At 68.6% G+C, this 20,884-nt stretch carries 19 protein-coding genes and 2 pseudogenes; 12 read left to right on the forward strand and 9 right to left on the reverse strand.

Translation table 11 applies throughout. The features are described 5' to 3' along the window. Nucleotides 1-206 precede the first annotated feature (206 nt). Entirely contained in the window at nt 207-1,064 is an 858-nt protein-coding gene (locus K9U37_RS04305) for an LLM class F420-dependent oxidoreductase (RefSeq protein WP_243070661.1), read from the reverse strand. 118 nt (nt 1,065-1,182) lie between these two features. On the opposite strand from K9U37_RS04305, the gene K9U37_RS04310 reads away from it, so the two are divergent. From K9U37_RS04310 to K9U37_RS04345, 8 genes and pseudogenes are all read left to right on the forward strand, one after another. Then, nucleotides 1,183-1,530, forward strand: a complete 348-nt coding sequence (locus K9U37_RS04310; RefSeq protein ID WP_243070662.1) for an ArsR/SmtB family transcription factor — start codon at nt 1,183-1,185, stop codon at nt 1,528-1,530. Then, on the forward strand, nt 1,527-2,009 hold the full coding sequence (locus tag K9U37_RS04315; RefSeq protein WP_243070663.1) for an NADH-quinone oxidoreductase subunit B family protein: 483 nt from the start codon (nt 1,527-1,529) through the stop codon (nt 2,007-2,009). Before K9U37_RS04310 ends, K9U37_RS04315 begins: the two co-directional genes overlap by 4 nt. An 86-nt stretch (nt 2,010-2,095) precedes the next feature. Then, nucleotides 2,096-3,982 (forward strand): proton-conducting transporter transmembrane domain-containing protein, encoded by a 1,887-nt coding sequence (locus K9U37_RS04320; protein WP_243073218.1) that lies wholly within the window; start codon nt 2,096-2,098, stop codon nt 3,980-3,982. 5 nt (nt 3,983-3,987) lie between these two features. Continuing rightward, nucleotides 3,988-4,941, forward strand: coding sequence for a respiratory chain complex I subunit 1 family protein (locus K9U37_RS04325; protein ID WP_243070664.1), 954 nt, complete (start codon nt 3,988-3,990; stop codon nt 4,939-4,941). Nucleotides 4,942-4,948: 7 nt separating this feature from the next. Beyond that, nucleotides 4,949-5,611, forward strand: a complete 663-nt coding sequence (locus K9U37_RS04330; protein WP_243070665.1) for a hypothetical protein — start codon at nt 4,949-4,951, stop codon at nt 5,609-5,611. Next, complete coding sequence (locus K9U37_RS04335) at nt 5,611-7,080, forward strand: proton-conducting transporter transmembrane domain-containing protein (RefSeq protein WP_243070666.1); 1,470 nt, start codon at nt 5,611-5,613, stop codon at nt 7,078-7,080. Before K9U37_RS04330 ends, K9U37_RS04335 begins: the two co-directional genes overlap by 1 nt. After that, nucleotides 7,077-8,549 carry a hydrogenase large subunit gene (locus K9U37_RS04340; RefSeq protein ID WP_243070667.1) on the forward strand — a complete coding sequence of 491 codons (1,473 nt, stop codon included), beginning with the start codon at nt 7,077-7,079 and terminating at the stop codon, nt 8,547-8,549. The genes K9U37_RS04335 and K9U37_RS04340 overlap by 4 nt, the downstream gene beginning before the upstream one ends. Nucleotides 8,550-8,564: 15 nt before the next feature. Next, nucleotides 8,565-9,566 (forward strand): annotated as a pseudogene (locus K9U37_RS04345) (PHP domain-containing protein); the annotation flags it as partial. 31 nt (nt 9,567-9,597) lie between these two features. Here the strand turns inward: K9U37_RS04345 and ponA2 are convergent. Continuing rightward, nucleotides 9,598-12,057, reverse strand: a pseudogene (gene ponA2 / locus K9U37_RS04350) (transglycosylase/D,D-transpeptidase PonA2). 353 nt (nt 12,058-12,410) lie between these two features. Between ponA2 and K9U37_RS04355 the strand changes: the two are divergent. After that, complete coding sequence (locus K9U37_RS04355; protein ID WP_243070668.1) at nt 12,411-13,880, forward strand: flavin-containing monooxygenase; 1,470 nt, start codon at nt 12,411-12,413, stop codon at nt 13,878-13,880. Here K9U37_RS04355 and rraA read toward each other — a convergent pair. The 5 genes from rraA to K9U37_RS04380 all read right to left on the reverse strand — a co-directional run bounded on the left by rraA (nt 13,877) and on the right by K9U37_RS04380 (nt 16,412). Beyond that, a complete protein-coding gene (gene rraA / locus K9U37_RS04360) occupies nt 13,877-14,359 on the reverse strand; it encodes a ribonuclease E activity regulator RraA (RefSeq protein WP_243070669.1) in 483 nt (160 codons plus the stop codon). The genes K9U37_RS04355 and rraA overlap by 4 nt on opposite strands. A 55-nt stretch (nt 14,360-14,414) precedes the next feature. Further along, nucleotides 14,415-14,933, reverse strand: coding sequence for a nucleoid-structuring protein H-NS (locus tag K9U37_RS04365; RefSeq protein ID WP_243070670.1), 519 nt, complete (start codon nt 14,931-14,933; stop codon nt 14,415-14,417). 114 nt (nt 14,934-15,047) lie between these two features. Next, nucleotides 15,048-15,401, reverse strand: coding sequence for a copper resistance protein CopC (locus tag K9U37_RS04370; RefSeq protein WP_243070671.1), 354 nt, complete (start codon nt 15,399-15,401; stop codon nt 15,048-15,050). Nucleotides 15,402-15,417: 16 nt separating this feature from the next. After that, complete coding sequence (locus K9U37_RS04375; protein WP_243070672.1) at nt 15,418-15,750, reverse strand: DUF1775 domain-containing protein; 333 nt, start codon at nt 15,748-15,750, stop codon at nt 15,418-15,420. 5 nt (nt 15,751-15,755) lie between these two features. Then, entirely contained in the window at nt 15,756-16,412 is a 657-nt protein-coding gene (locus K9U37_RS04380) for a DUF6474 family protein (RefSeq protein WP_243070673.1), read from the reverse strand. Between the two features lie 184 nt (nt 16,413-16,596). Between K9U37_RS04380 and K9U37_RS04385 the strand changes: the two genes are divergently transcribed. From K9U37_RS04385 to K9U37_RS04395, 3 genes are read left to right on the forward strand one after another with little or no spacing between them, the layout of a single operon-like run. Then, nucleotides 16,597-17,442 carry a hypothetical protein gene (locus K9U37_RS04385; protein WP_243070674.1) on the forward strand — a complete coding sequence of 282 codons (846 nt, stop codon included), beginning with the start codon at nt 16,597-16,599 and terminating at the stop codon, nt 17,440-17,442. A gap of 33 nt (nt 17,443-17,475) precedes the next feature. After that, a complete protein-coding gene (locus K9U37_RS04390) occupies nt 17,476-17,967 on the forward strand; it encodes an ImmA/IrrE family metallo-endopeptidase (RefSeq protein ID WP_243070675.1) in 492 nt (163 codons plus the stop codon). After that, nucleotides 17,964-19,121, forward strand: a complete 1,158-nt coding sequence (locus tag K9U37_RS04395) for a hypothetical protein (protein ID WP_243070676.1) — start codon at nt 17,964-17,966, stop codon at nt 19,119-19,121. Before K9U37_RS04390 ends, K9U37_RS04395 begins: the two co-directional genes overlap by 4 nt. 46 nt (nt 19,122-19,167) lie before the next feature. Here K9U37_RS04395 and K9U37_RS04400 read toward each other — a convergent pair whose 3' ends face one another. Both K9U37_RS04400 and K9U37_RS04405 read right to left on the reverse strand, forming a co-directional pair. Next, the gene (locus tag K9U37_RS04400; RefSeq protein ID WP_243070677.1) at nt 19,168-19,566 is read right to left on the reverse strand and encodes a transcriptional regulator; all 399 of its coding nucleotides are present in this window, start codon (nt 19,564-19,566) and stop codon (nt 19,168-19,170) included. Nucleotides 19,567-19,929: 363 nt separating this feature from the next. Next, nucleotides 19,930-20,646, reverse strand: a complete 717-nt coding sequence (locus tag K9U37_RS04405) for a TMEM165/GDT1 family protein (RefSeq protein WP_243070678.1) — start codon at nt 20,644-20,646, stop codon at nt 19,930-19,932. Nucleotides 20,647-20,884: the final 238 nt, after the last annotated feature.

Here is a 20,884-nt window from a genome sequence, read left to right on the forward strand (position 1 = left end):
GCACCTCAACCAGATCTCTCGGTCGCGGGTCGCGCGTATGGCCTGGTCCCTGTTCCGGCACCCGGTGAGGAGTCGGGAGTTTCCCGCCAAGCACGAACGCCTGGTCACTGCCGATGAACTCCTGCGCTTCGGTTTCTAGCAACGCATTTCGGCGGCGTTTGGCGTGACCGTTATTTTGCCGGATGGTTATCGGGCTGTGATCTGGCTCAGCTGGCCGGGCGCCACAGCCCTGATTCCCGGATCGCCTCCGCCAGCGGTTCGAGTACCACCGGGTCGTGCGGCGTCGGCAGGTAGATGATCGCGAGGTCCAAGCCCTCGGCGCCCAGTGCGATGGCGTCCTCGATGACCGCCCGGTTGCCGCGGTCGAAGTCGAGCCGAATGTGTGCCGAGAGCTTGATCTCTTTCGGGTCCCGGCCGATGTCGGCGCAGTGCGAGGCGAGCACGTCGCGTTTGCGGGCAAACTCCTCGGGCGGGCCCCCGACGAAGTTCCAGTGGTCGGCGTACTTGGCCGTGATTCGCAGCGTGCGCTTCTCCCCGCTGCCCCCGATGCAGATCGGCGGATGGGGACGCTGGGGACCCTTCGGCTCGTTGCGCGCGGCCTTCAACTGGTAGTACGTGCCGTCGAAGTCCATGGTGTCGTTGCTGAGCAGACCGATCAGGACCTGGCAGGCCTCCTCGAACCGGTCGAACCGCTCCCTGACGCTGCCCAACTCGATGCCGTAGGCGCCGGATTCCTCCTCGTTCCAGCCCGCGCCGATCCCGACTTCCAGCCGCCCGCCGGAGATGATGTCGAGCGCCGCAGCCATGTTGGCCAGCACAGCGGGGTGGCGGTAGTGGATCCCGGTGACCAGGGTGCCCAGCCGAAGCCGGGTGGTGGCCTGCGCGAGGGCGGTCAGCGTGGTCCAGCCCTCCAGGCACGGGCCGGCCGGGTCGGAGAAGATCGGATAGAAGTGGTCGAACGTCCAGCCGGACTCGAACACGTCGATGTCGTCGGCGGCCCGCCAGACCGCGAGCATGTCGGCCCAGGTGGTGTTCTGCGGTGAGGTCTTGAACGCGAATCGCACTAGGCCGAGCGTAGTCCTGTCCGTACACGGGGTTCGAACGCGAAACCCCGCGACCATCGCATATGATGAATCCATCAATTGATGGATTAATGGAAAACAGAAGTATTCAAGGACAGCCGTGGAATCCGAACCGCTGTACAAGCTGAAGGCCGAGTTCTTCAAGACGCTCGGCCATCCGACCCGCATCCGGGTCCTGGAGTTGCTCGCGGTCCGCGACCGGTCGGTCAGCGAACTACTGTCCGAGTTGGGTCTGGAGGCCTCCAACCTGTCCCAGCAGCTCGGCGTGCTGCGCCGCGCGGGTGTGGTCGCCGCGCGCAAGGATGGCAGCGCGGTCATCTACTCGATCGCCTCCGCCGACATCGCCGAGTTGCTGGCCATCGCCCGCAAAGTCCTCGGCAGCGTGCTCACCGACCGCATCGCGGTCTTGGAAGATCTGCGCGCCGACATCTCGGAGACCAACCGATGAAGGGCTGGCTCGGCAAGATCCTGCGGACCGGCCGCGTCGTCGAGCCCGCCGCCGGTGCGCCGGCCGCACCGCTGGAGCCGCCTGCGGGGGTGGGTGGCTCGCTGCAGGTGCGCCATGTGGACGCCGGTTCGTGCAACGGCTGCGAGGTGGAGATCTCCGGCGCCTTCGGGCCGGTGTACGACGCCGAGCGGTACGGTGCCCGGCTGGTCGCCTCACCACGGCACGCCGACGCGCTGCTGGTGACAGGGGTGGTGACGCGCAACATGCTCGAACCGCTGCGCAATACCGTTGCGGCAACACCACTCCCGCGCGTGGTGATCGCCTGTGGTGACTGCGCGATCAACCGGGGTGTCTTCGCCGACGCCTACGCCGTCGCGGGAGCAGTCGGCGAGGTGGTCGACGTCGACGTCGAGATTCCCGGTTGTCCGCCGAGTCCCGATGACATCGTCACCGGGCTGAGGACCGTGACAGGCAAATGACCGCGACGCTGGCAGCGGTTCCCGTCGGGGCCGGGCACTCCCGATCCCCGGTCCTGCTCGGGCCGGTGTTGTCCGGGGTGGCCACGATGCTCGTGGGTGCCATCGGCCTGTGGTTGGGTCTGCTCGGCATTTTCGGGACGATCCGGCGGGTTCACCTCGATTGGTTGCTGCCACTGTCCGGGGTCGACCTGGAGATGGGTCCGCTCGGCGGATTCTTCATGGCCGTCACCGGCGCGGTGGCCGTTCCCGTCGGGATCTACGCGATCGGGTATGCCCGTCGGGAGCACCTGACCGGACTTCCGCTCGCTGTCCTGCCGCTCTTCGTGGCGGCGATGCTGCTGGTCCCGGCCGCGGGGTCGGTACCCACCTTCCTGCTCGGCTGGGAACTGATGGCACTGGCCTCGCTGCTGCTGGTGGCCACCGATCATAAGCGCAGCGACGTCCGTTCCGCTGCTTTGGTTTACGGGGTGATGACGCAGTTGGGCTTCGTCGCCATCCTGGTCGGCCTGATGGCCCTGTCCACGGCGGCCGGCACCGACCGGTTCGTGGACATGGCCGGCGTCTCGGGGCCGGTGCGGACCGTGGTGTTCCTGCTCACGCTGGCGGGTTTCGGTTCCAAGGCGGGCCTGCTGCCGCTGCATGCCTGGCTTCCCCGGGCACATCCCGAGGCCCCCAGCCCGGTCTCGGCTCTGATGAGCGCTGCCATGGTCAACCTCGGCATCTACGGAATACTCCGGATCGACGTGCAGGTTCTGGGACCCGGACCGCGGTGGTGGGCGCTCACCCTGCTGGCGGTCGGGGTCGTGTCGGCGCTCTACGGTGTTCTGCAGGCCACCGTCGCCGCCGACATCAAACGTCTGCTGGCGTACTCGACGACCGAGAACATGGGACTGATCGCGGTCGCCATCGGTGCGGCGGCGTTGTTCGCCGATTCCGGCAGCACCGGGCCGGCGACGGTGGCGATGGCAGCCGCCGTGCTGCACACTGCGGCGCACGCGGCGTTCAAGAGTCTCGGGTTCCTCGGCGCGGGTGCGGTTCTGGCTGCCACCGGTTTGCGTGATCTCGACCTGATGGGCGGTCTGGCGCGCCGGATGCCGGCCACCACGATCCTGTTCGGCCTGGCGGCCCTGGGCGCATCCGGCCTGCCGCTGGGCGCGGGCTTCGTCAGTGAATGGCTGTTGGTGCAGTCGCTGATCCACGCGGACGCCGGCGCGAGCGTAGTGGTGGCGCTGACGACACCGCTGGCGGTCGGGGCGGTGGCGCTGACCACCGGGCTCGGGGTGGCGGCGATGGCCAAGGCGTTCGGCATCGGATTCCTGGCCCGGCCCCGGTCGACTCCGGCCGAACTGGCCCGCGAGGCGTCGCCGACGATGATCGGCGGGATGTGCATCGCGGCGGCGGCCTGCGTGGTGGTGGCCCTGTCGCCGGCCGCGCTGGCGCCCGCACTGCGCAGACTGGTCGCCGAACTGCCGGTGTCGAACGCGGCGGTGCTCGACGACTTCGGCGCCGTCATCCGGTTGCCCGGCATGTCGGGGTCGATCGCGCCGGGGCTGCTCGCAGCCGCGTTGCTGGCCGCGGTGATGGCGGCCGTCGTGCTCTCGGCCCTGCGATCGTGGCGGCGTCCGAAACCCGTCGCCCTGCCGCTGTGGGCGTGCGGATCCGAGGAGTCGACCGCCCGTATGCAGTACACCGCGACGTCGTTCGCCGAGCCGCTGCAGCGGGTCTTCGACAATGTGCTGCAACCCGACTCAGACGTGGAGATCACCCACCTCGAGGAATCCCGCTACATGGTGCAGTCGATCACCTACCGCGCCCGCATCGCCGACGCCATCGAACACCGGCTCTACACGCCGGTGATCGCCGCGATAGCCGCCATGGCACGCTGGGTTCGCCTGGCGCACAACGGCAGCGTGCATCTGTACCTGGCCTACGGCGCGCTCGGTGTGCTCGTCGTCCTGCTGGTGGCGCTGTGAACGCGATGTCGTATCTCGCAGGCGCCGTTCAGATTGCGCTGGTGGTGTTGGGGGCGCCGGTGGTCATCGGGCTGATGCGCCAGATCCGGGCATGGTCAGAAGGCCGGACCGGTGGCGGTGTCCTTCAGCCGTGGCGTGATCTGCGAAAGCAGTTGGGTAAGCAATCGATTCGTCCGGACGGCACCACGGTGATCTTTCTCGCCGCCCCCGCCGTGGTCGCGGGCAGCGCGCTGCTGGTGGCCGCCGTCCTGCCGATCGTGGCCACCGGCTCACCGCTGGACCCGGTCGCCGACCTGTTCGCGGTCGTGGGGTTGCTGTTCCTGGGCACCGTTGCTCTGGTGCTGGCCGGTATCGACACCGGCACGTCGTTCGGCGGGATGGGGGCCAGCCGCGAGGTGACGATCGCCGCTCTGGTCGAGCCGACGATACTGTTGGCCGTCTTCGCGCTGTCGATCCCGGCCGGGTCCGCGAATCTCGGTGCGTTGGTGGCCAACACGCTCCACCACCCGGGCCATGTGGCCTCGCTGGCCGGCGTGCTCGCGTTCGCCGCGTTGGTGATCGTCATCATCGCCGAGACCGGACGCCTGCCGGTGGACAACCCGGCGACGCATCTCGAGCTGACCATGGTGCACGAAGCGATGATCCTCGAGTACGCCGGGCCCCGCCTGGCGCTCGTGGAGTGGGCGGCCGCGATGCGGCTGACGGTCCTGCTGGCATTGCTGGCCAACCTCTTCCTGCCCTGGGGGATTGCCGGCTCCACTCCGGGCGCCGGGGGAATCGCTATCGGCATCGTCGCGATCGTCGTCAAGGTGGTGGTGCTGGCCGGGCTGCTGGCCGCCGGCGAGGTCTTTCTCGCCAAGCTCCGGCTGTTCCGGGTGCCCGAACTGCTTGCCGGCTCGTTCCTGCTCGCTCTGCTGGCGGTCACCGCAGCCAACTTCTTCAGCTCGCAGGCGGGATAGAAAAGCCATGGGTGACAACATGTTTGCCTCCTCCGTCGACTTCGCTGCCGGCGGGCTGCTGCTGGCCGCCGTACTCGTGGTGTGGCGCCGCGAACTGCCCTCCATCGTGCGGCTGCTCACCTGGCAGGGGGTGGCCCTGGCGGCCATTCCGATCATCCGCGGAATCCGGGACGTGGACGTCGAACTCGTCGCGGTCGGCACGGCGGTGCTGGTGCTGCGGGCGGTGGCGCTACCGTGGCTGCTGACCCGCGCGGTCGCCGCCGAAGGCGACGACCGGAGGGAGGCGACCCCGTTGGTGAACACCACGAGCTCGCTGCTGATCTCGGCGGCCCTGACGGTAGTCGCGTTCGCCATCACTAGACCGGTGGTGGCACTGGACCCCGCACCGACCACCGGTGCGGTGCCCGCGGCCTTCGCCGTGGTGTTGATCGCGCTGTTCGTGATGGCCACGCGCCGCCACGCCGTGTCGCAGGCAGCCGGGTTCCTGATGCTGGACAACGGTATTGCGGCCTCGGCGTTCCTGCTCACCGCGGGCGTGCCGCTGATCGTCGAGTTGGGTGCCTCGCTGGATGTGTTGTTCGCCGTGATCGTCATCGGTGTGCTCACCGGACGTCTGAGAAGGGCGTTCGGCGGAGCCGACCTGGACCAGTTGCAGGAGTTGCACGACTGATGACCGCACTGCTCCTCGTCGCGCTCACCGGCCCCCTCGTCGCCGCGCTGGTCAACCTCGCTGTGGGGTGGCGCACCGCAGGCGCGATGGCGACCGTCCTCTCCGCGATCGGCGTGCTGACATCCGGTGTCGCGCTTGCCATCCGCACCGGATCCGAGCCGGCGATCCTGTTCAGCGGTCTGCTGCGGGTCGACGCGCTGTCGGCGACGATGCTCATCGTCATCGGTACGGTCGGAACGCTGGCGACCTGGGCGAGTATCGGCTACATCGACCACGAGCTGTCACACGGTCTCACCGATGCTAAAGGCGCCAGGCTGTACGGAACCCTGACGCCGGCTTTCCTTGCCGCGATGGTTCTGGCGGTCTCCGCCAACAACATCGGGGTGGTGTGGGTGGCGATCGAGGCCACCACCGTGATCACCGCCTTCCTGGTCGGGCATCGGCAGACCCGCACCGCACTGGAAGCCACCTGGAAGTACGTGATCGTCTGCTCGGTCGGCATCGCGATCGCCTTCCTGGGTACCGTGTTGCTCTACTTCGCGGCTCTGCACGCCGGCGCGCCGGCCGAGCAGGCGCTGAACTTCGATGTGCTCGCCGGCTACGCGAGCCGTCTCGACCCCGGGGTCGCCAGGCTGGCCGGCGGGTTGCTGCTGATCGGTTACGGCGCCAAGGTCGGTCTGATCCCGTTCCACACCTGGCTGGCCGATGCGCACAGCCAGGCACCGGCGCCGGTGTCTGCCCTCATGAGCGGAGTGCTGCTGTCCGTGGCCTTCTCGGTGCTGATACGGGTCAAACCCATCATCGATGTAGCCGTCGGACCGGCCTATCTGCGGACCGGCCTGCTGGTGGTCGGCCTTGCGACGCTGGCGGTCGCGGCGCTGATGCTCACGGTGACACCCGACCTCAAGCGGATGCTCGCCTACTCGTCGATGGAGAACATGGGGTTGATCGCCATTGCGCTCGCGGCCGGAACGCGGGCGGCGATCGCCGCGCTGTTGCTGCACGTCCTGGCCCACGGCATCGGCAAGACGGTGCTGTTCCTGGCCGGTGGGCAGCTGCAGGCCGCGCACGGCAGTACCGAGATCGCGGCGATCACCGGTGTTCTCGGCCGTTCGCGAGTCATCGGCTACTCCTTCGCGGCGGGGTCGATCGTCTTGCTCGGTCTTCCGCCGTTCGCGATGTTCGCCAGTGAACTGGCGATCGCGAGGTCGCTGTCCGACGCCGGGCTCGGCTGGGCGCTGGCCGGCGCGATGCTGATGATCGCGATCGCGTTCGCCGCGCTGCTGCGCAACACCGGGCGGATGCTGTTCGGTGATCCTGCGGCTGGGACACCGCAGATCGCGGTGCCGACGACGGTCGCGACGGCCCTGGTGACCGGGATCGCAGCGGCGCTGCTGTTGGGTGTCACGGCCGGACCTCTGGCCGGCCTGCTGCGCGCGGCGGCTACAAACGTCAGCGGCCTGCTATGAGCTCCCGGTCAGAGCGCCGCCGCGTCTCCGGCGATGACCTCGTCGGTGAGGCTGAACAGCTTGTCGCCCAGGGGTTTCGGCCCGGGCTGGTGGCTGCCCACGATGATGGCGACCGGCTTCGGGTGGTGTACCTGTTCCTGGCCGGCCGGCCGGACCGGCGGGTCGAATTGGAACTGTCGACGCCGGCGGACCACCCGACGGTGCCGTCCCTGGCCAACATCTCCTTCCCGATCGGCCGGTTCGAGCGGGAGATGCTGGACCTGTACGGAATCGTGCCGTTGGGGCACCCCCAGCCACGTCGGCTGGTGCGGCACGCGCAGTGGCCGGAGACGTGGTACGCGATGCGCGCTGGTGTTGGAGCCGCGCCGGAACTCGACAAGACCGGCCGTTTCCCGTTTGTCACCGTGGGCGGCTCCGGCGTCTATGAGATCCCGGTCGGACCGGTCCACGCGGGATTGATCGAACCCGGGCACTTCCGGTTCTCCGTCGTCGGAGAGACCATCCTGCGACTCAAGGCGCGCCTGTGGTTCGTTCACCGCGGAGTCGAGCGGCTCTTCGAGGGGCGTGCCGCCGATGGCGCCGTCGACCTGGCCGAACGTATCAGCGGGGACACCTCCGCCGGGCATGCGCTTGCCCACAGCCTGGCCGTCGAGGAGGCACTCGGAATCCGGGTGCCCGATGACGTGCACCGACTCCGGGCGTTGGTGGTGGAGCTGGAGCGGCTCTACAACCACAGCGCGGACCTGGGTGCCCTGGCCAACGACGTCGGGTTCGCCCTGGCCAACGCACACGCCCAGCGGATCCGTGAACGGTTGCTCCGGGTCAACGCCGAGGTGACCGGCCATCGGCTGCTGCGGGGTGCAATCCGTCCAGGTGCCGTGCGGCTCGCTACCCTGCCGAATCCGGAACTGATGCGCGAGATCGCCGTCGACCTCGCCGAAGTGGCGCAACTGACGTTGCGCAACAGCGTGATCCACGACCGGTTCGCCGGCACCGCGGTGCTCTCGGCCGACGATGCCACGATGCTGGGCTGTCTCGGTTACGTCGCGCGGGCCAGTGGGCTGCGACGGGACGCGAGGCTGGACCATCCGACCACCCACCTTCCGGTGGCCGAGGCGGGCAGCACCGACGGTGACGTGCTGGCGCGCTACACCGTACGGCGGGACGAGTTCGCGTCGTCGACAGATCTCATCGAGCACGTGGTGCGGTCACATTCCGGGCCGCTGACCCGGACCTGCGATCCGCCGGCCGCGGGATCGGGTAGTGGTGTCGGCATCACCGAGGGCTGGCGCGGCACGATCGTGCACCGTGTCGAGGTCGATGCGGGCCGAATCCGGCGGGCCAAGATCGTCGACCCCTCCTGGTTCAACTGGCCGGCGCTGCCTGTCGCCATGACCGACACCATCGTCCCGGACTTCCCCCTGGCCAACAAGAGCTTCAACCTGTCCTACGCGGGTAACGATCTCTGAGGGCACACTGGAGTCGTGGACCCGGTGACCGCGTTGCGCGAGATCGCGTACTACAAGGACCGTGCCCGGGAGGACCCCCGCCGGGCGATGGCCTACCGCAAGGCCGCAGATCTCATCGAGGCGCTCGACGAGCCGGCACGTGACCGGCACGGCCGGGCCGACAGCTGGCAGGCGCTGCCCGGTATCGGACCCAAGACCGCCAAGGTCATCGCCCAGGCCTTGGCCGGCCGAGTGCCCGACGCCCTGGTTGAACTCCGAAGCAGCGCAGCCGATATCGGTGGCGGGCACATTCGCGAAGCGCTGCGCGGCGATCTGCACACCCACTCCGACTGGTCGGACGGCTCGGCGGCCATCGAGGAGATGATGACCACCGCCGCGGCGCTGGGCCACGAGTACTGCGCTCTGACCGACCACTCGCCGCGGCTGACCATCGCCCACGGACTGTCGGCGGACCGGTTGCGGCGCCAACTCGACGTCATCGACGAACTGCGCGAGAAGGTGTCGCCGTTCCGCATTCTCACCGGCATCGAGGTCGACATCCTCGAAGACGGCACCCTCGACCAGGATCCCGAACTGCTGGACCGCCTCGACGTCGTCGTCGCCAGCGTGCACTCGAAGCTCGCGATGGACGCGCCGTCGATGACGCGGCGGATGGTGCGCGCGGTGTCCAACTCGCGCGTCAACGTCCTCGGCCACTGCACCGGCCGGCTGGTGAGCGGCAACCGTGGCATCCGGGCCGAGTCGACGTTCGACGCCGAGCAGGTGTTCACCGCCTGCCGTGACCACCGCACCGCCGTCGAGATCAACTCGCGCCCGGAACGACGCGACCCACCGGCCAGGCTGCTCGATCTCGCCCTGCAGATCGGCTGCGACTTCTCGATCGACACCGATGCGCATGCGCCGGGGCAGCTGGACTTCCTCGGCTACGGCGCGCAGCGGGCGCTGGACGCCGAGGTTCCCGTCGACCGGATCATCAACACCTGGTCGGTGGACAAGCTGGTCGGCTGGGCTCAATCCGGAAGCGAAGCCGATCAGCGTGATCCCGCGCCTAGGGCGGCGGCGGAGCGTCCGGGGGCGGCGGTGGTGGCGGCTCGAGCGGCGGCGGGGGGCGGCGGTGGCGGCGCCGGCATCGGGATCGTGATCGGCGGCAGGCCGGGGATCTCGATGACCTGGAAGTCCGGTGGGGGCGGCGGGCGTCCGGTGGTGGGCCGGAGTCGTCCGGCGACGGCCGGTACACCGGCGGCGGCGGTGCGGGGGCGATCCCGGTGCTGGTGTTGATCGTGATGATCGACCCGGGGATGGTCTTGCCCTTCGGGGTGGTGCCCACGATCGTGCCCGCCGACAGGTAACTGTTGACCGGGGTGGGTTGGTCGGCCACCTGGAAGCCGGCCTCGCGCAACCGCTTCTTGGCCGTCTCCAGATTCATCCCGGTGACGCTGGGGACCTCACTGCCCGAGCCGCCGTCGACGTAGCGCGGGTCGGTCGGTGGCAGTGCCACCGGGCCGAAGTCGTTGGCGATCGGCTGCATCGCCAGGAACCAGGTGCGCGCAGGCTCGTTGCCGCCGTAGAGGTCGCCGTAACCGCACTTGCGCAACGGGAACGAACACAGCCCGCCCGGCTGGGGGGAGTCGTCGAAGATGTAGTTCGCCGCGGCGTACTGGTTGGTGAAGCCGAGGAAGCCCGACGACCGGTGAGACTCGGTGGTTCCCGTCTTGCCCGACATCGGCAGGTTCCAGCCCACCGACCCGGCCGACCCGGTGGCGGTGCCGGAGGTGGTGTCCTTGCTCAGTGCATTGGCCAGGGCATTGGCCAGACCCGGAGGGACCACCTGCTCGCACTTGGCCGTCTCGACCGCGATCTCCTTGCCGTGCCGGTCGAAGACCTTGTCGATCGGGCTGGGCGGGCACCAAGTTCCCCCCGACGCGAGAGTGGCGGCCACGTTGGACAATTCGAGTGCGTTGAGCTCGAACGGACCGAGAGTGAACGAGCCGAGGTTCTGCCGCTTGATGTAGTCGGCCAGGCTCTCGTTGTTGTTCGGGTCGTAGGCGCGGGCGGTGCCCGGCTCGCCGTAGGAGCGCAAACCGAGTTTGACCGCCATGTCCACTGCGCGGCTGACCCCGATCTGCTGGATGAGCCGGGCGAAGGCGGTGTTGGGGGACTGCGCCAGCGCGTCGGTGACGCTCATCGGGGACCGGTAACCGCCAGCGTTCTTCACACACCACGTCTGCTGCGGGCAACCGGGAAGGTTGCTGGTGCCCAGGCCCTTGCCCTGGAACGTCGGCGGCACCTGGAGCTGAGCGTTGATGCCCATCCCCATGTCGAGGGCGGCGGCGGTGGTGAAGATCTTGAAGATCGAGCCGGCGCCGTCGCCGACCAACGAGAATGGTTGCGGCTGAACGGTTTCCCCGGCGGCCAGCTTCAGGCCGTAACCGCGGTTGTCGCCCATGGCGATGACCTTGTGGGCGTCCTTGCCGGGTCGGATGACACTCATTACGCTGGCGACGCCGTCAAGCGTCGGGCTGGCGACGGTGTCGATGGCCTTCTTGACGCTGTTCTGCACCTTCGGGTCCAGATTGGTCTTGATCAGATAGCCGTTGCGGGCCACGTCGTCCTTGCTGATGCCGGCTCTGGCCAGAAACTGCAGCGCGTAGTCGCAGTAGAACCCGCGGTCACCGGCAGCGATGCAGCCCTCGGGCAGCGTTGCCGGCTGGGGCAGGATGCCCAGCGGCTGCTCGCGGGCCTTGCGTAGCTGGTCAGCTTTGTCGGGCAGGTTCTCGATCATGGTGTCGAGCACCAGGTTTCGCCGGGCCAGAGCCGCTTCGGGGTTGGTGTACGGGTTGAGTGCGCTGGTGGACTGCACCATCCCGGCCAGCAGTGCGGCCTGCTGCCAGTTCAGGTCGGTGGCGTTGATCCCGAAGTAGGTCTTCGCGGCGTCCTGAACGCCGTAGGCGCCGTTCCCGAACGACACCAGGTTGAGGTAGCGGGTGAGGATCTCCGGCTTGGAGAGCACCTTGTCCAGCGCGAGCGCCATCCGGATCTCGCGCAGCTTGCGCGCCGGAGTGGTCTCTACGGCCGCCCGCCGTTCGGCGTCGGTCTGCGCGTTGACCAGCAGGTTGTAGTTCTTGACGTACTGCTGCTCGATGGTCGAGCCGCCCCGGGTGTCGACATCGCCCTTGAGGAAGCCGACCAGGCCGGTCAGGGTGCCCTGGACGTCCACGCCGTTGTGGTCGGCGAAGCGCTTGTCCTCGATGGAGACGATCGCCAGCTTCATGGTGTCGGCGATGCGATCGCTGGGTACCAGCCAGCGACGCTGGGCGTAGATCCAGGCGATCGGATTGCCGGCTGTGTCGACCATCGTCGAGATGGTGGGTACGTCACCTTCCATCATCTGCGCGGAGTCCTGGGTGGCCACTTCGGAGGCGTGATTGACGACGATGCCCGCGCCACCCGCGAGCGGAAACAGCAACGCCGCCATCAGGACCCCGGCCAACAGGCAGAACAACGCCATCCTCGCAAGGGTCTGCCCCCGCGTCAACGGCTGCTGAGCCTCCTCGTCTGACTCCTCGGACATGACCGCCAGACTAGGGGCACCGGCTGTGCCGTCCATCCCATTCACGAAGGCGTAAACAAAAGTGGGGACATCAGTCGATAAAAATGGGACTCACGTCTACGTGCCCCGCGTCGGCGAGCCGTAGATGCTGGCGACCCACACGTGGGCGACGGCCTCCAAGACGGCGTCCTCCGCCAGCGCGGGCGTGCTGTGCCGGGTCGGCGGCGGCGATCATCCGCTCGAACAACCGCACCAGCACTGTCTCCTTGGCGACCAAATTATTTCGACACCGCGTTGATAGCGTGGCCGTCATGACCGAACACGTCGATGTTGTGATCGTCGGTGCAGGGATCTCCGGCATCAGTGCCGCCTGGCACCTCCAGCAGCGCTGCCCGTCCAAGTCGTTCGTCGTACTCGAACGCCGCGAGAACCTCGGTGGTACGTGGGACCTGTTCAAGTACCCGGGCATCCGCTCGGACTCCGACATGTTCACCCTCGGCTTCCGGTTCAAGCCGTGGACCGATCCCAAAGCGATCGCCGACGGGGCCTCGATCATGCGGTATCTCACCGAGACAGTCGACGAGTGCGGGATCGACAAACACATCCGCTATCGCCATCGGGTGCTCGGCGTGGACTGGTCCAGTGCCGACAACCGATGGACGGTCCGCGCCGAGGTCGACGGCGAGCAAGAGGACATCACCTGCTCGTTCCTGTTCGCCTGCACCGGCTACTACAACTACGACGAGGGTTACTCGCCGGAGTTCCCAGGCGCGGCGGATTTCCGCGGCACCATCGTCCACCCGCAGCACTGGCCGGAAAATCTCGACTACGCCGGGAAGCGAATCGTCGTCATCGGCAGTGGCGCCACGGCGGTGACTCTGATTCCCGCCCTTGCCAGTTCGGGTGCCGGGCACGTCACGATGCTGCAGCGCTCGCCGACCTACATCAGTGCGCTGCCCGCCGTCGACCCGCTCGCCGCCCGGGTCAACAAACTGCTGCCGGCCAAACCCGGCTACGTGGTCAACCGCTGGAAGAGCATCGTGTTCCAGTCCGCCCAGTACCGCATTGCGCGGCGCTTCCCCGACTTCATGCGCAAGCAGTTGATGACGATGGCGCAACGCCGACTGCCCGAGGGATATGACGTCCAAAGGCATTTCGGCCCCAACTACAAGGTCTGGGACGAGCGGCTGTGCCTGGCGCCCAACGGCGATCTGTTCCGCGCGATCCGCAAGGGCCGCGCCGACGTAGTGACCGACACGATCGACCGCTTCACCGAAACCGGCATCAAGCTCAGCTCGGGTGCGGAGCTGGCGGCCGACATCATCGTCACCGCAACAGGTTTGAACCTGCAACTGTTCGGCGGCGCCGACATCCGCATGGACGGCCATCCGCTCGATCTCACCACCACCATGGCCTACAAGGGCATGATGCTGTCCGGGGTTCCGAACATGGCGTTCACTGTCGGCTACACCAACGCGTCGTGGACGCTCAAGGCCGACCTGGTGTCCGAGTTCGTCTGCCGGGTACTTAATTTCATGGATTCCCGCGGCTACGACCACGTCGTGCCCAAGCATCCCGACTCGAGCATCGACGAGCGCCCGCTACTGGACTTCACCCCCGGCTACGTGCTGCGGGCACTGGACCGTCTACCCAAGGCCGGCTCACGGTCACCGTGGCGGCTCAAGCAGAACTATCTGCTCGACCTACGGCTGATCCGGCATGGCAAGGTTGACGACGAAGCTCTGGACTTCTCGAAAAGCCGTGCTGCCGCAGGTGTTTAGCCGGCGGCGGCGACGACGATCCCGTCGTCGTCACTGTAGGCGAGCTCGCCGGGGTGGAACGTCACCCCGCCGAAACTGACCGGGACGTCCCGTTCCCCGGCGCCGCTCTTGGTGCTCTTGCGAGGGTTGGTACCCAGCGCCTTGATGCCGATATCGAGGGTGCGCAGCGTCGCGGCATCGCGCACGGCGCCGTGGACGATGATCCCGGCCCAGCCGTTGGAGCGTCCGAGTTCGGCGATGACGTCACCCACCAGGGCGGTGTGCACCGAGGCGTCGCCGTCGATCACCAGCACCCGTCCGGCGCCCGGCTCGGAGAGCACCGACTTCAGCAGCGCGTTGTCCTGGAAACAGCGCACCGTGCTGATGGGCCCGGCGAATTCGGTGCGACCGCCGAATTGGCGGAACTGGACGTCACAACTGCGGACGTCGGGCCCGATGTCGTCGACGAGGTCGGCAGTGGGGCGGAAGGTGACCGTCACCCGGCCATTATCGCAAGCCCCGATGGACGACGATCTCGCCGCGTCAGGGTCGAGCTCACTCGTCGTCGCGCCACAACCGCCGCACGATCAGCGCGATCAGCACGACCAGGGCGATGCCGACGGCGAATGGCAGCGGCGAGCGTCCGGCCTCGGGTACCGCCGGAGCCGGCGGACGAGACACCGGGTTGGTGGCGTGCTCGACGGTGGACTTGGCATTGGCGGCGGCTTCCCGCGCCGCCTCGGCCAGCGGCGGAGAACCGTTTCCGGCGACCAGGGCAGCGTGCGGGGCGGGCGGTTCGAGCGCGGGCGGCTCCACCGCCGGTTCGAGCGCGGGCTGAGTCTTCTTGGCCGGCGCTCTCCTCGGCGGAACTTTCCTGGCGGCGTCGGCAGCCTTGGCCGGAGCTTTCTTGGCAGCCTTCTTCGCCGGCGCCTTTTTGGCCGGCGCCTTTTTGGCCGGCGCCTTTTTGGCCGGCGTCTTGTCGGCCGGCGTCTTCTTCACCGCGGCCGACTCCGGCGGCTGCGGCGCGGGTGGCGTGGCCTCGCCCTCGTTGGGCGGGTCCTGCGCTTCTGCCATCAGGCTGCTCCTTTGCAGTGTCTAGTCGCGAACACCGGCAGTGCCCCCATCATGCCAGGCCGGTTGCCGCCACTCGGCGGCTCAGCCGGCCCGGCAACCGCCGCGCGGCCAGGCTCACGCGCGGCGCCGCAGCGCCCAGGCCGCCCCGCCCCCGATCAGCAGAACAGCTCCGAGCAGGAACGGCCACACCGGCACACCGTTGTCGCCGGAGCCCGCCGAGGCGGACGGACCCGGGGCTCCCTTGCCCGCCGCCGTCAGCGTGAACGCCCACGACCCGGACACCGCGTGACCGTCGGCCGAGGTCACCCGGTAGTTCACCGTGTAGGCGCTGACCCGAGCGGGACCGCTGCTCACGGTCGCGTCGGTGGCCGGGTCGGAGGCCACCCGGACCGCGTGCGCCCGCGCCACGGGGGTCCCGCTGACCGCCATGGTGGCAATCAGCAGGACCGTTGCGGTGAGTCGCCTCATGCCCGGCGCCTGGCGCTCACCGACGGGGCTGCCGGCGAGGCCGGGGGGCCGCGTGGTTCGCGTGGTGTTCTTCGGGGTCGTGCGGCCCGGCCGTCAGGGTGAGCGCCGGCGCCGGGAACTCCGGCTCGTCACCGGTGGCCAGCGGCGGCTGGTCCCGGCGCACGGTGCTGCCGTCGGCATAGGTCTGGACCGCCGGGAAAGCCACCGTGTCGGTGTTCGGCAGCTGGATCGAGATGGGGAAGAGCTCGAACTGGCCGGTCCCGATGCCCGCGCCGGGTGTCGCGGTGAACGTGACCGAGCGGTAGGCGGCCAGCATCAGATGGCCGGCCACCTGGCCACCGGTCAGCACATCGACTAGAGCACGCCCAGGCGTGCCATCAAGTCGGCGTCGATACCGTCGAGTTGCTCGGCGATGGCGGTATGCGCGGCGCGCCGGCGGGGCCCCGGCATGTTCTCCGCAGCGGCCACCGCGGCCGACAGCGCGGCGAGACGCTCTGTCACCGCCGCCACGAACTGCTTGGTCTCGGCATCTTTGGGCTTCTTGTCGGCCACCAGCCGCAAGGAGTTCTCCGCACCGGCGACGCGCGCCGAGAGCTCGCCGCCCAAGCCGGAGAACTGCCCCAGCTGGCTCAGTGGGACTCCCAGGCGATCGGCGCGGCGTTCGTCGATGACACCGCGGGCGGCGATGGCCGCGCGGTAGGCGACGGGCACTACCACCGGGGCGAGCAGCCGTGAGACGGTCAGCGCCCGGCGGATCCGGGTTGGGGAAAAAAGTTTGCCCTCGCGGGCGGCCTTCAGTTCGGTCTCGGCAACCTTCACCGCGGCCCGATCGGCGTCGCGGGCCGCCTTCAGCTGCGCCCTGATCGCCTTGTTCTCCGTGCGCTCGGCCGCCCTGATCCGCTTGGCCTCGTTCTTGGCCGCCAGCCGGGCCTCGAGTTCGGCGCGCGCCTTGATCGCGCGGGCTTCGGCACGACGTGTCGCGCGGCTTTTACGCTTGGTGAACAGGCCCATCCCTGTTGCCTCCCGAGTAGTCGTCGGCGATCGGCGAGACGGACTCGCGACCGGGTGAGCTAACCCTATCGCCCGGGCCGAGCGGGACGATCACGACCTGCGGATATGCGACAATGAGGGAAAGCTTCCGACCCGGGCGCACCGGTGCGCCGCTGACTCGAGGAACCCCGTGGACCGCTCGTGTATGAGGGCTGCCGCGATGTGCTGGATGATCGCCGCCAGCCTGTTCTACGGCGGTGCGGGCACGCTCGGGACGGCGCCGGCCACCGCCGACAGCGGCCCGGCCGGTGACCACACCCAGGAGAGCCCGAGCAAAGTCGGGCCCGCACCAGGGGCACGACTGCGCCCGTCTCCCGCGGCCGCCACGCCGGCCGTCCCGGGCGACCAGATCCCGGGCGAGGGCGAGGAAGACCCGGGTTGGCCGTGGCCCTGGCCACCCTGCATCCGCCGGACCGACGACGGCGTCGCCAATCTGCCGCGGACGCGCCTCGGCAGGACGGCGCCACCGAAGAGCGCCGTCGGCGGGGGCGGCGGGGGCGGCGGCGGTATCGCCGTGACCATCCCGTCGCCGACCGTGCCTGGACAACCCGGCGAACCCACCCCGGTCCTTGCCGGCGGCGGAAGCCACGAGCCGCCCCCGGCCAGGGAGCCGCCGACGATCGAGATGCCGCCGATCATCGGCGCTCCGCCGGTGCTGGAGGCGCCACTGCGCCCGGTCGGCGCACCGGGCGCAAACGGCCCGGCAGTCGAGACGGGATCGGGTGGGCGCCCGGCCCCGGCCAAGGAACCGGCCACCGTTCGGCAGCGGCCACCGGCCAGCGTCGGAAACGCCACGGAGGCACCCGCTTCGTCTAGGGTGGGCTATCCCGAGTACCTCCGGGAAGCCAAGACCGGTGAGGTCGCCGCCCTGGCCCTTCCTGGAGTCGCCGGCCTGCTCGCCCTGACGGCGCTCGGGGGCGTCGTCGGGTACCGCCAGGCAAGGGCCGGCCACTTTGTGCGGGTCGCCGGGACCGCCCGTTTCCTGCAGTAACGACGTCAGAAACCAGATCGGGAAGGGGATGAGATGTCGGCAAGTCGTCAGGTCACCAAAGCGGTGAACGACGTGCTGGATCTGGCTCCCCGACACGGCGAGGTGTCGTTGATCAAGCTGGTGGCCGCGGTCAGCGAGGACCGGGCCCGCCCCATCGAGATCGCCATGGCCGAACTGCCGCCGGGTGTCACCGGGCAGTGGCGCCAGTACGGCGATCACGACGTCTTCCTGATCCAGCGCGGCCTGCCGACGTGGGACCGCACCCTGGCCCACGAGCTCGGGCACCTGGTGCTCGGGCACTACGGCATCCCGGTCGCCGAGGCCGCCCGGGAGCTCGCCGAGGTCGCCGATGATGGCCTCATCGGTTACATGCTCAACCAGCGCACCGGCTGCATGGGGCCCAGCGGGGAGGACGCCGAGCAGGAGGCCGAGGACTTCGCCGCACTGCTGCTCTACCGGCTCGGCCGGCTGCCGTCAGACCGTTCGTCGATCGTTCAAGTCCGCCTCGGAGAGGCGTTTGGTTGATCGTCTGGGTGATCGCCGGGCTGCTGGGGATGGCCACCGGCCTGCGTATCGGGTGGGCGTTGGTCAACAAGCAATCGGTGGTCAGCACCGCGATGATCGTCGCCCTCGGCAGCCTCGCGGTGGTCGCCGCGCTCAACTGGCCACCGCTGACGCTGCTGCTCGACACCGCCCTGCACTGGCCCAATATCTCGATCGGCCTGAGCCAGGTCGCGCTGATCGGCTGCGCCGCCGGCAGCTGCGTGATGATCACCAGCGCGGCGTCCACCCGCGGCCCCGGCGCCACCCGGTGGATCGCGCTGGTCCAGTACCTCGTCGCCGCGGTGATCGCGGCGATCACGCTGGTGCTGTTCTTCGCCGGCGGTCAGCAGCCGGAGATGGCGCCGCAGGAGTACCTGCGCCGCAACCTCGGGTCGTCCAACACCTCGCTGCCCTGGCTGCTGCCGTTGCTCTACGTGCTGCTCGCACTGACCCTGGTGCTGTGGGTCGGGATGCGTCATTCCAACCGAACCCGCCGGGGCCGTGCCTTGTTCGTGTTCACCACCGGGATCGCGCTCATAGTCGCTGCCAGCTCGTTCTTCCTGATCCGAGCCGCGGGCACCACCCATCTCGTGGGCGTGGGGACGGCGGCCACGCTGCTGGGTGCGGCGATGGTGATCGTGGCCGCCGGGTCGCTGCTACCCGCCGTGGAGGACTGGTTCGGCGGCCGGCGCGAACTGCGGCTCATCGAACCGTTGCTGCAGGAACTGGAGCGGCGCCAACCCGATGTCGGCATCGGGGAACGCCTGCGCGGTCCGCTGATGTTCCGCGTCGCCGAGCGGCTGTCGCTGATCTCCGACGCGCTCTACCTGGAGGCCACCGAGGCCCAGCACGTCCATCCGGGCGTGTTGGGTGGCGCCGAGGTGGAGGATCCCGGCGACGTCGAGCGGCCCGCAGTCAGTCCGGCCGATCAAGCCAGGGTAATCGCTGAGTGGATTCATGCCGGGCGAAGCACCCCGCGGCTGGCGCGGCCCGCCGGACAGGGCACGTTTCCCGGTCGCGGCTGGTTGCGGCAACCGGAAAGCTACTCGGACCGCGAGTGGATTCTGGAGATCGCCCGGCAGTACCTGGCGCTGGAAAAAACGACGTCTGCGACATGGCCCGCAGAACGGGCCTGAAACAGCGGCTCTACGTTGCCGACGCTCCCGGGGCGGGAGCATCGGGCTAAACGTCGAGGTGTTCTCGGCGCCGCAACTCGTCCACCTTCTCGACGACGTCCTGCTGAGCCTCCGGCGACAGTCCGACGGTGCGTGCGGCAATCCGGCGCACACCCTCGTCACGCATGTTGGCGAGCCAGGTCAGCTCCTTGTCGAGCTTCTCGTAGTACTCGTCGTCGGTGAAGTAGGCCGGCTTGATCCGGAAGAAGTTGGCAAGCGCCGTCATGGTCGTCGACGACGGGTTGGTCCGGTTGCCTGAGCGGAGCTGAGACAGGTACGGAGCCGACATCGTGACGCCCTCGGCCTTGAGGGCGGCGATCACTTCGGCGGAGGTATGAGGGCCGCGACCTGGCGGATACACCGTGTCGAACAGGCGATTCAGACGCGCGGCGAACGTCGTGCTCATCTTTTTACCTCCACTTGCATGAAGAGCGATCGTTTCCGTTGGCTTATTTGCTGATCATCGTAGCGACACATGTGCCGACAACCAAGTGCAAACGATCGCAAAATTGACGCCGACGGACATTTTTTGGGGTTCGGCAAACGTCGGAAATGTCCGCCGGAGCCCCCGGGCACCACTGCCAGCGTCGTCACAGGCAAAGAATGCAGTGGTCGGGGCGATGCGGCTCAGCTTCCGCGCCGGACGGGGTGCGGCAGATACCAGCGGTACCGCCGGGCAACCACACCGGAAACCGGCAGATGGTGGGTTTTGCTTTGCTGCGCAGCCCGGCTGGATTGCGGCAACGTCAGTTGCCCGCGCCTGGCTGAACTACCGACCTTCGGGATGACGTGCCGAGGCCGACTCTGCACGGCTCAACACCGCCGGGCGGATACCGCGCGGCATGGCGCGAAGGGCCGCACCGAGACCGAGCACCACGACGACCGACAACGCTGCGATCACCGGCCCGGACAGTTCGGGGAAAACGCCCTCGATAAGCATGTATGCACCGAAGAGCAGGAACAAGGCGGCCGCGACGAGCTGGATGACCCGTTCCGGAAGGTGCTTGCCGGCCACTGCCCCGACGAGGATGGCCAGTGCATCGGCGGCAACCATGCCGAGCGTGGAGCCGATCCACACCCCGACCCAGTCGTTGCCGGCGGCGAGGGTGATCGTGGCGAGCATTGTCTTGTCACCCAACTCGGCCAGGAGGAACGCCGAGCTCACCGCGAAGAACGCCGGTGCGGTCGTACGTTCGGCCCGGGTGGCCTCGTCATCGGAGAGCCGATCGCCCCGCAGCGTCCACAGTCCGAACAGGACGAACGCGACACCTGCGAGGAGGCCGAGCAGGTGGGTGGGCAGAGCTGCGCCGAGGTAGTGGCCGACGGCCACCGAGATCAGATGTACCGCCGTGGTGGCGACGGAGATGCCACCGAGCACCACCCACCAGCGGTAGCGCAGGGCGAAGGTCATCGCCATCAGTTGGGACTTGTCGCCCAACTCCGCGACGAATATGACGGCGAAACTGAGGAACAACGCTGCCAGCACCCAGGACTCCCCGGTTCGGGTTGGCTGCGGTCGGGGGACGTGGGTAGACGCGTCCGGCCAACAACCAACAACGGTTTCATGGCCGAAAGTCTCGCCCACCAGCGCGTGTGCCGGCCGGACAACCGGGCCCGGCGCATTGCCCGGCCAGTATGTCGACTGTCCGATTGGGGGCTACTCCCCTTCGATGACGCCCACTTTACGGCCAGCAGCCCTGCCGGCGCAATGCGTGCAGCCGAAA

The sequence above is a fragment of the Candidatus Mycolicibacterium alkanivorans genome (assembly GCF_022760805.1).
Taxonomy (GTDB): Bacteria; Actinomycetota; Actinomycetes; order Mycobacteriales; family Mycobacteriaceae; genus Mycobacterium; species Mycobacterium alkanivorans.

Bases quoted from the DNA above. Each gene is read 5' to 3' on its own strand.
- K9U37_RS04380 (WP_243070673.1), bottom strand. From the start codon at position 16,412: ATGGGCCTGTTCACCAAGCGTAAAAGCCGCGCGACACGTCGTGCCGAA.
- K9U37_RS04355 (WP_243070668.1), top strand. From the start codon at position 12,411: ATGACCGAACACGTCGATGTTGTGATCGTCGGTGCAGGGATCTCCGGC.
- K9U37_RS04335 (WP_243070666.1), top strand. From the start codon at position 5,611: ATGACCGCACTGCTCCTCGTCGCGCTCACCGGCCCCCTCGTCGCCGCG.
- K9U37_RS04400 (WP_243070677.1), bottom strand. From the start codon at position 19,566: ATGAGCACGACGTTCGCCGCGCGTCTGAATCGCCTGTTCGACACGGTG.
- K9U37_RS04385 (WP_243070674.1), top strand. From the start codon at position 16,597: ATGAGGGCTGCCGCGATGTGCTGGATGATCGCCGCCAGCCTGTTCTAC.
- K9U37_RS04315 (WP_243070663.1), top strand. From the start codon at position 1,527: ATGAAGGGCTGGCTCGGCAAGATCCTGCGGACCGGCCGCGTCGTCGAG.
- K9U37_RS04320 (WP_243073218.1), top strand. From the start codon at position 2,096: ATGCTCGTGGGTGCCATCGGCCTGTGGTTGGGTCTGCTCGGCATTTTC.
- K9U37_RS04365 (WP_243070670.1), bottom strand. From the start codon at position 14,933: ATGGCAGAAGCGCAGGACCCGCCCAACGAGGGCGAGGCCACGCCACCC.
- K9U37_RS04325 (WP_243070664.1), top strand. From the start codon at position 3,988: ATGTCGTATCTCGCAGGCGCCGTTCAGATTGCGCTGGTGGTGTTGGGG.
- K9U37_RS04340 (WP_243070667.1), top strand. From the start codon at position 7,077: ATGAGCTCCCGGTCAGAGCGCCGCCGCGTCTCCGGCGATGACCTCGTC.
- K9U37_RS04370 (WP_243070671.1), bottom strand. From the start codon at position 15,401: ATGAGGCGACTCACCGCAACGGTCCTGCTGATTGCCACCATGGCGGTC.
- K9U37_RS04330 (WP_243070665.1), top strand. From the start codon at position 4,949: ATGGGTGACAACATGTTTGCCTCCTCCGTCGACTTCGCTGCCGGCGGG.
- K9U37_RS04390 (WP_243070675.1), top strand. From the start codon at position 17,476: ATGTCGGCAAGTCGTCAGGTCACCAAAGCGGTGAACGACGTGCTGGAT.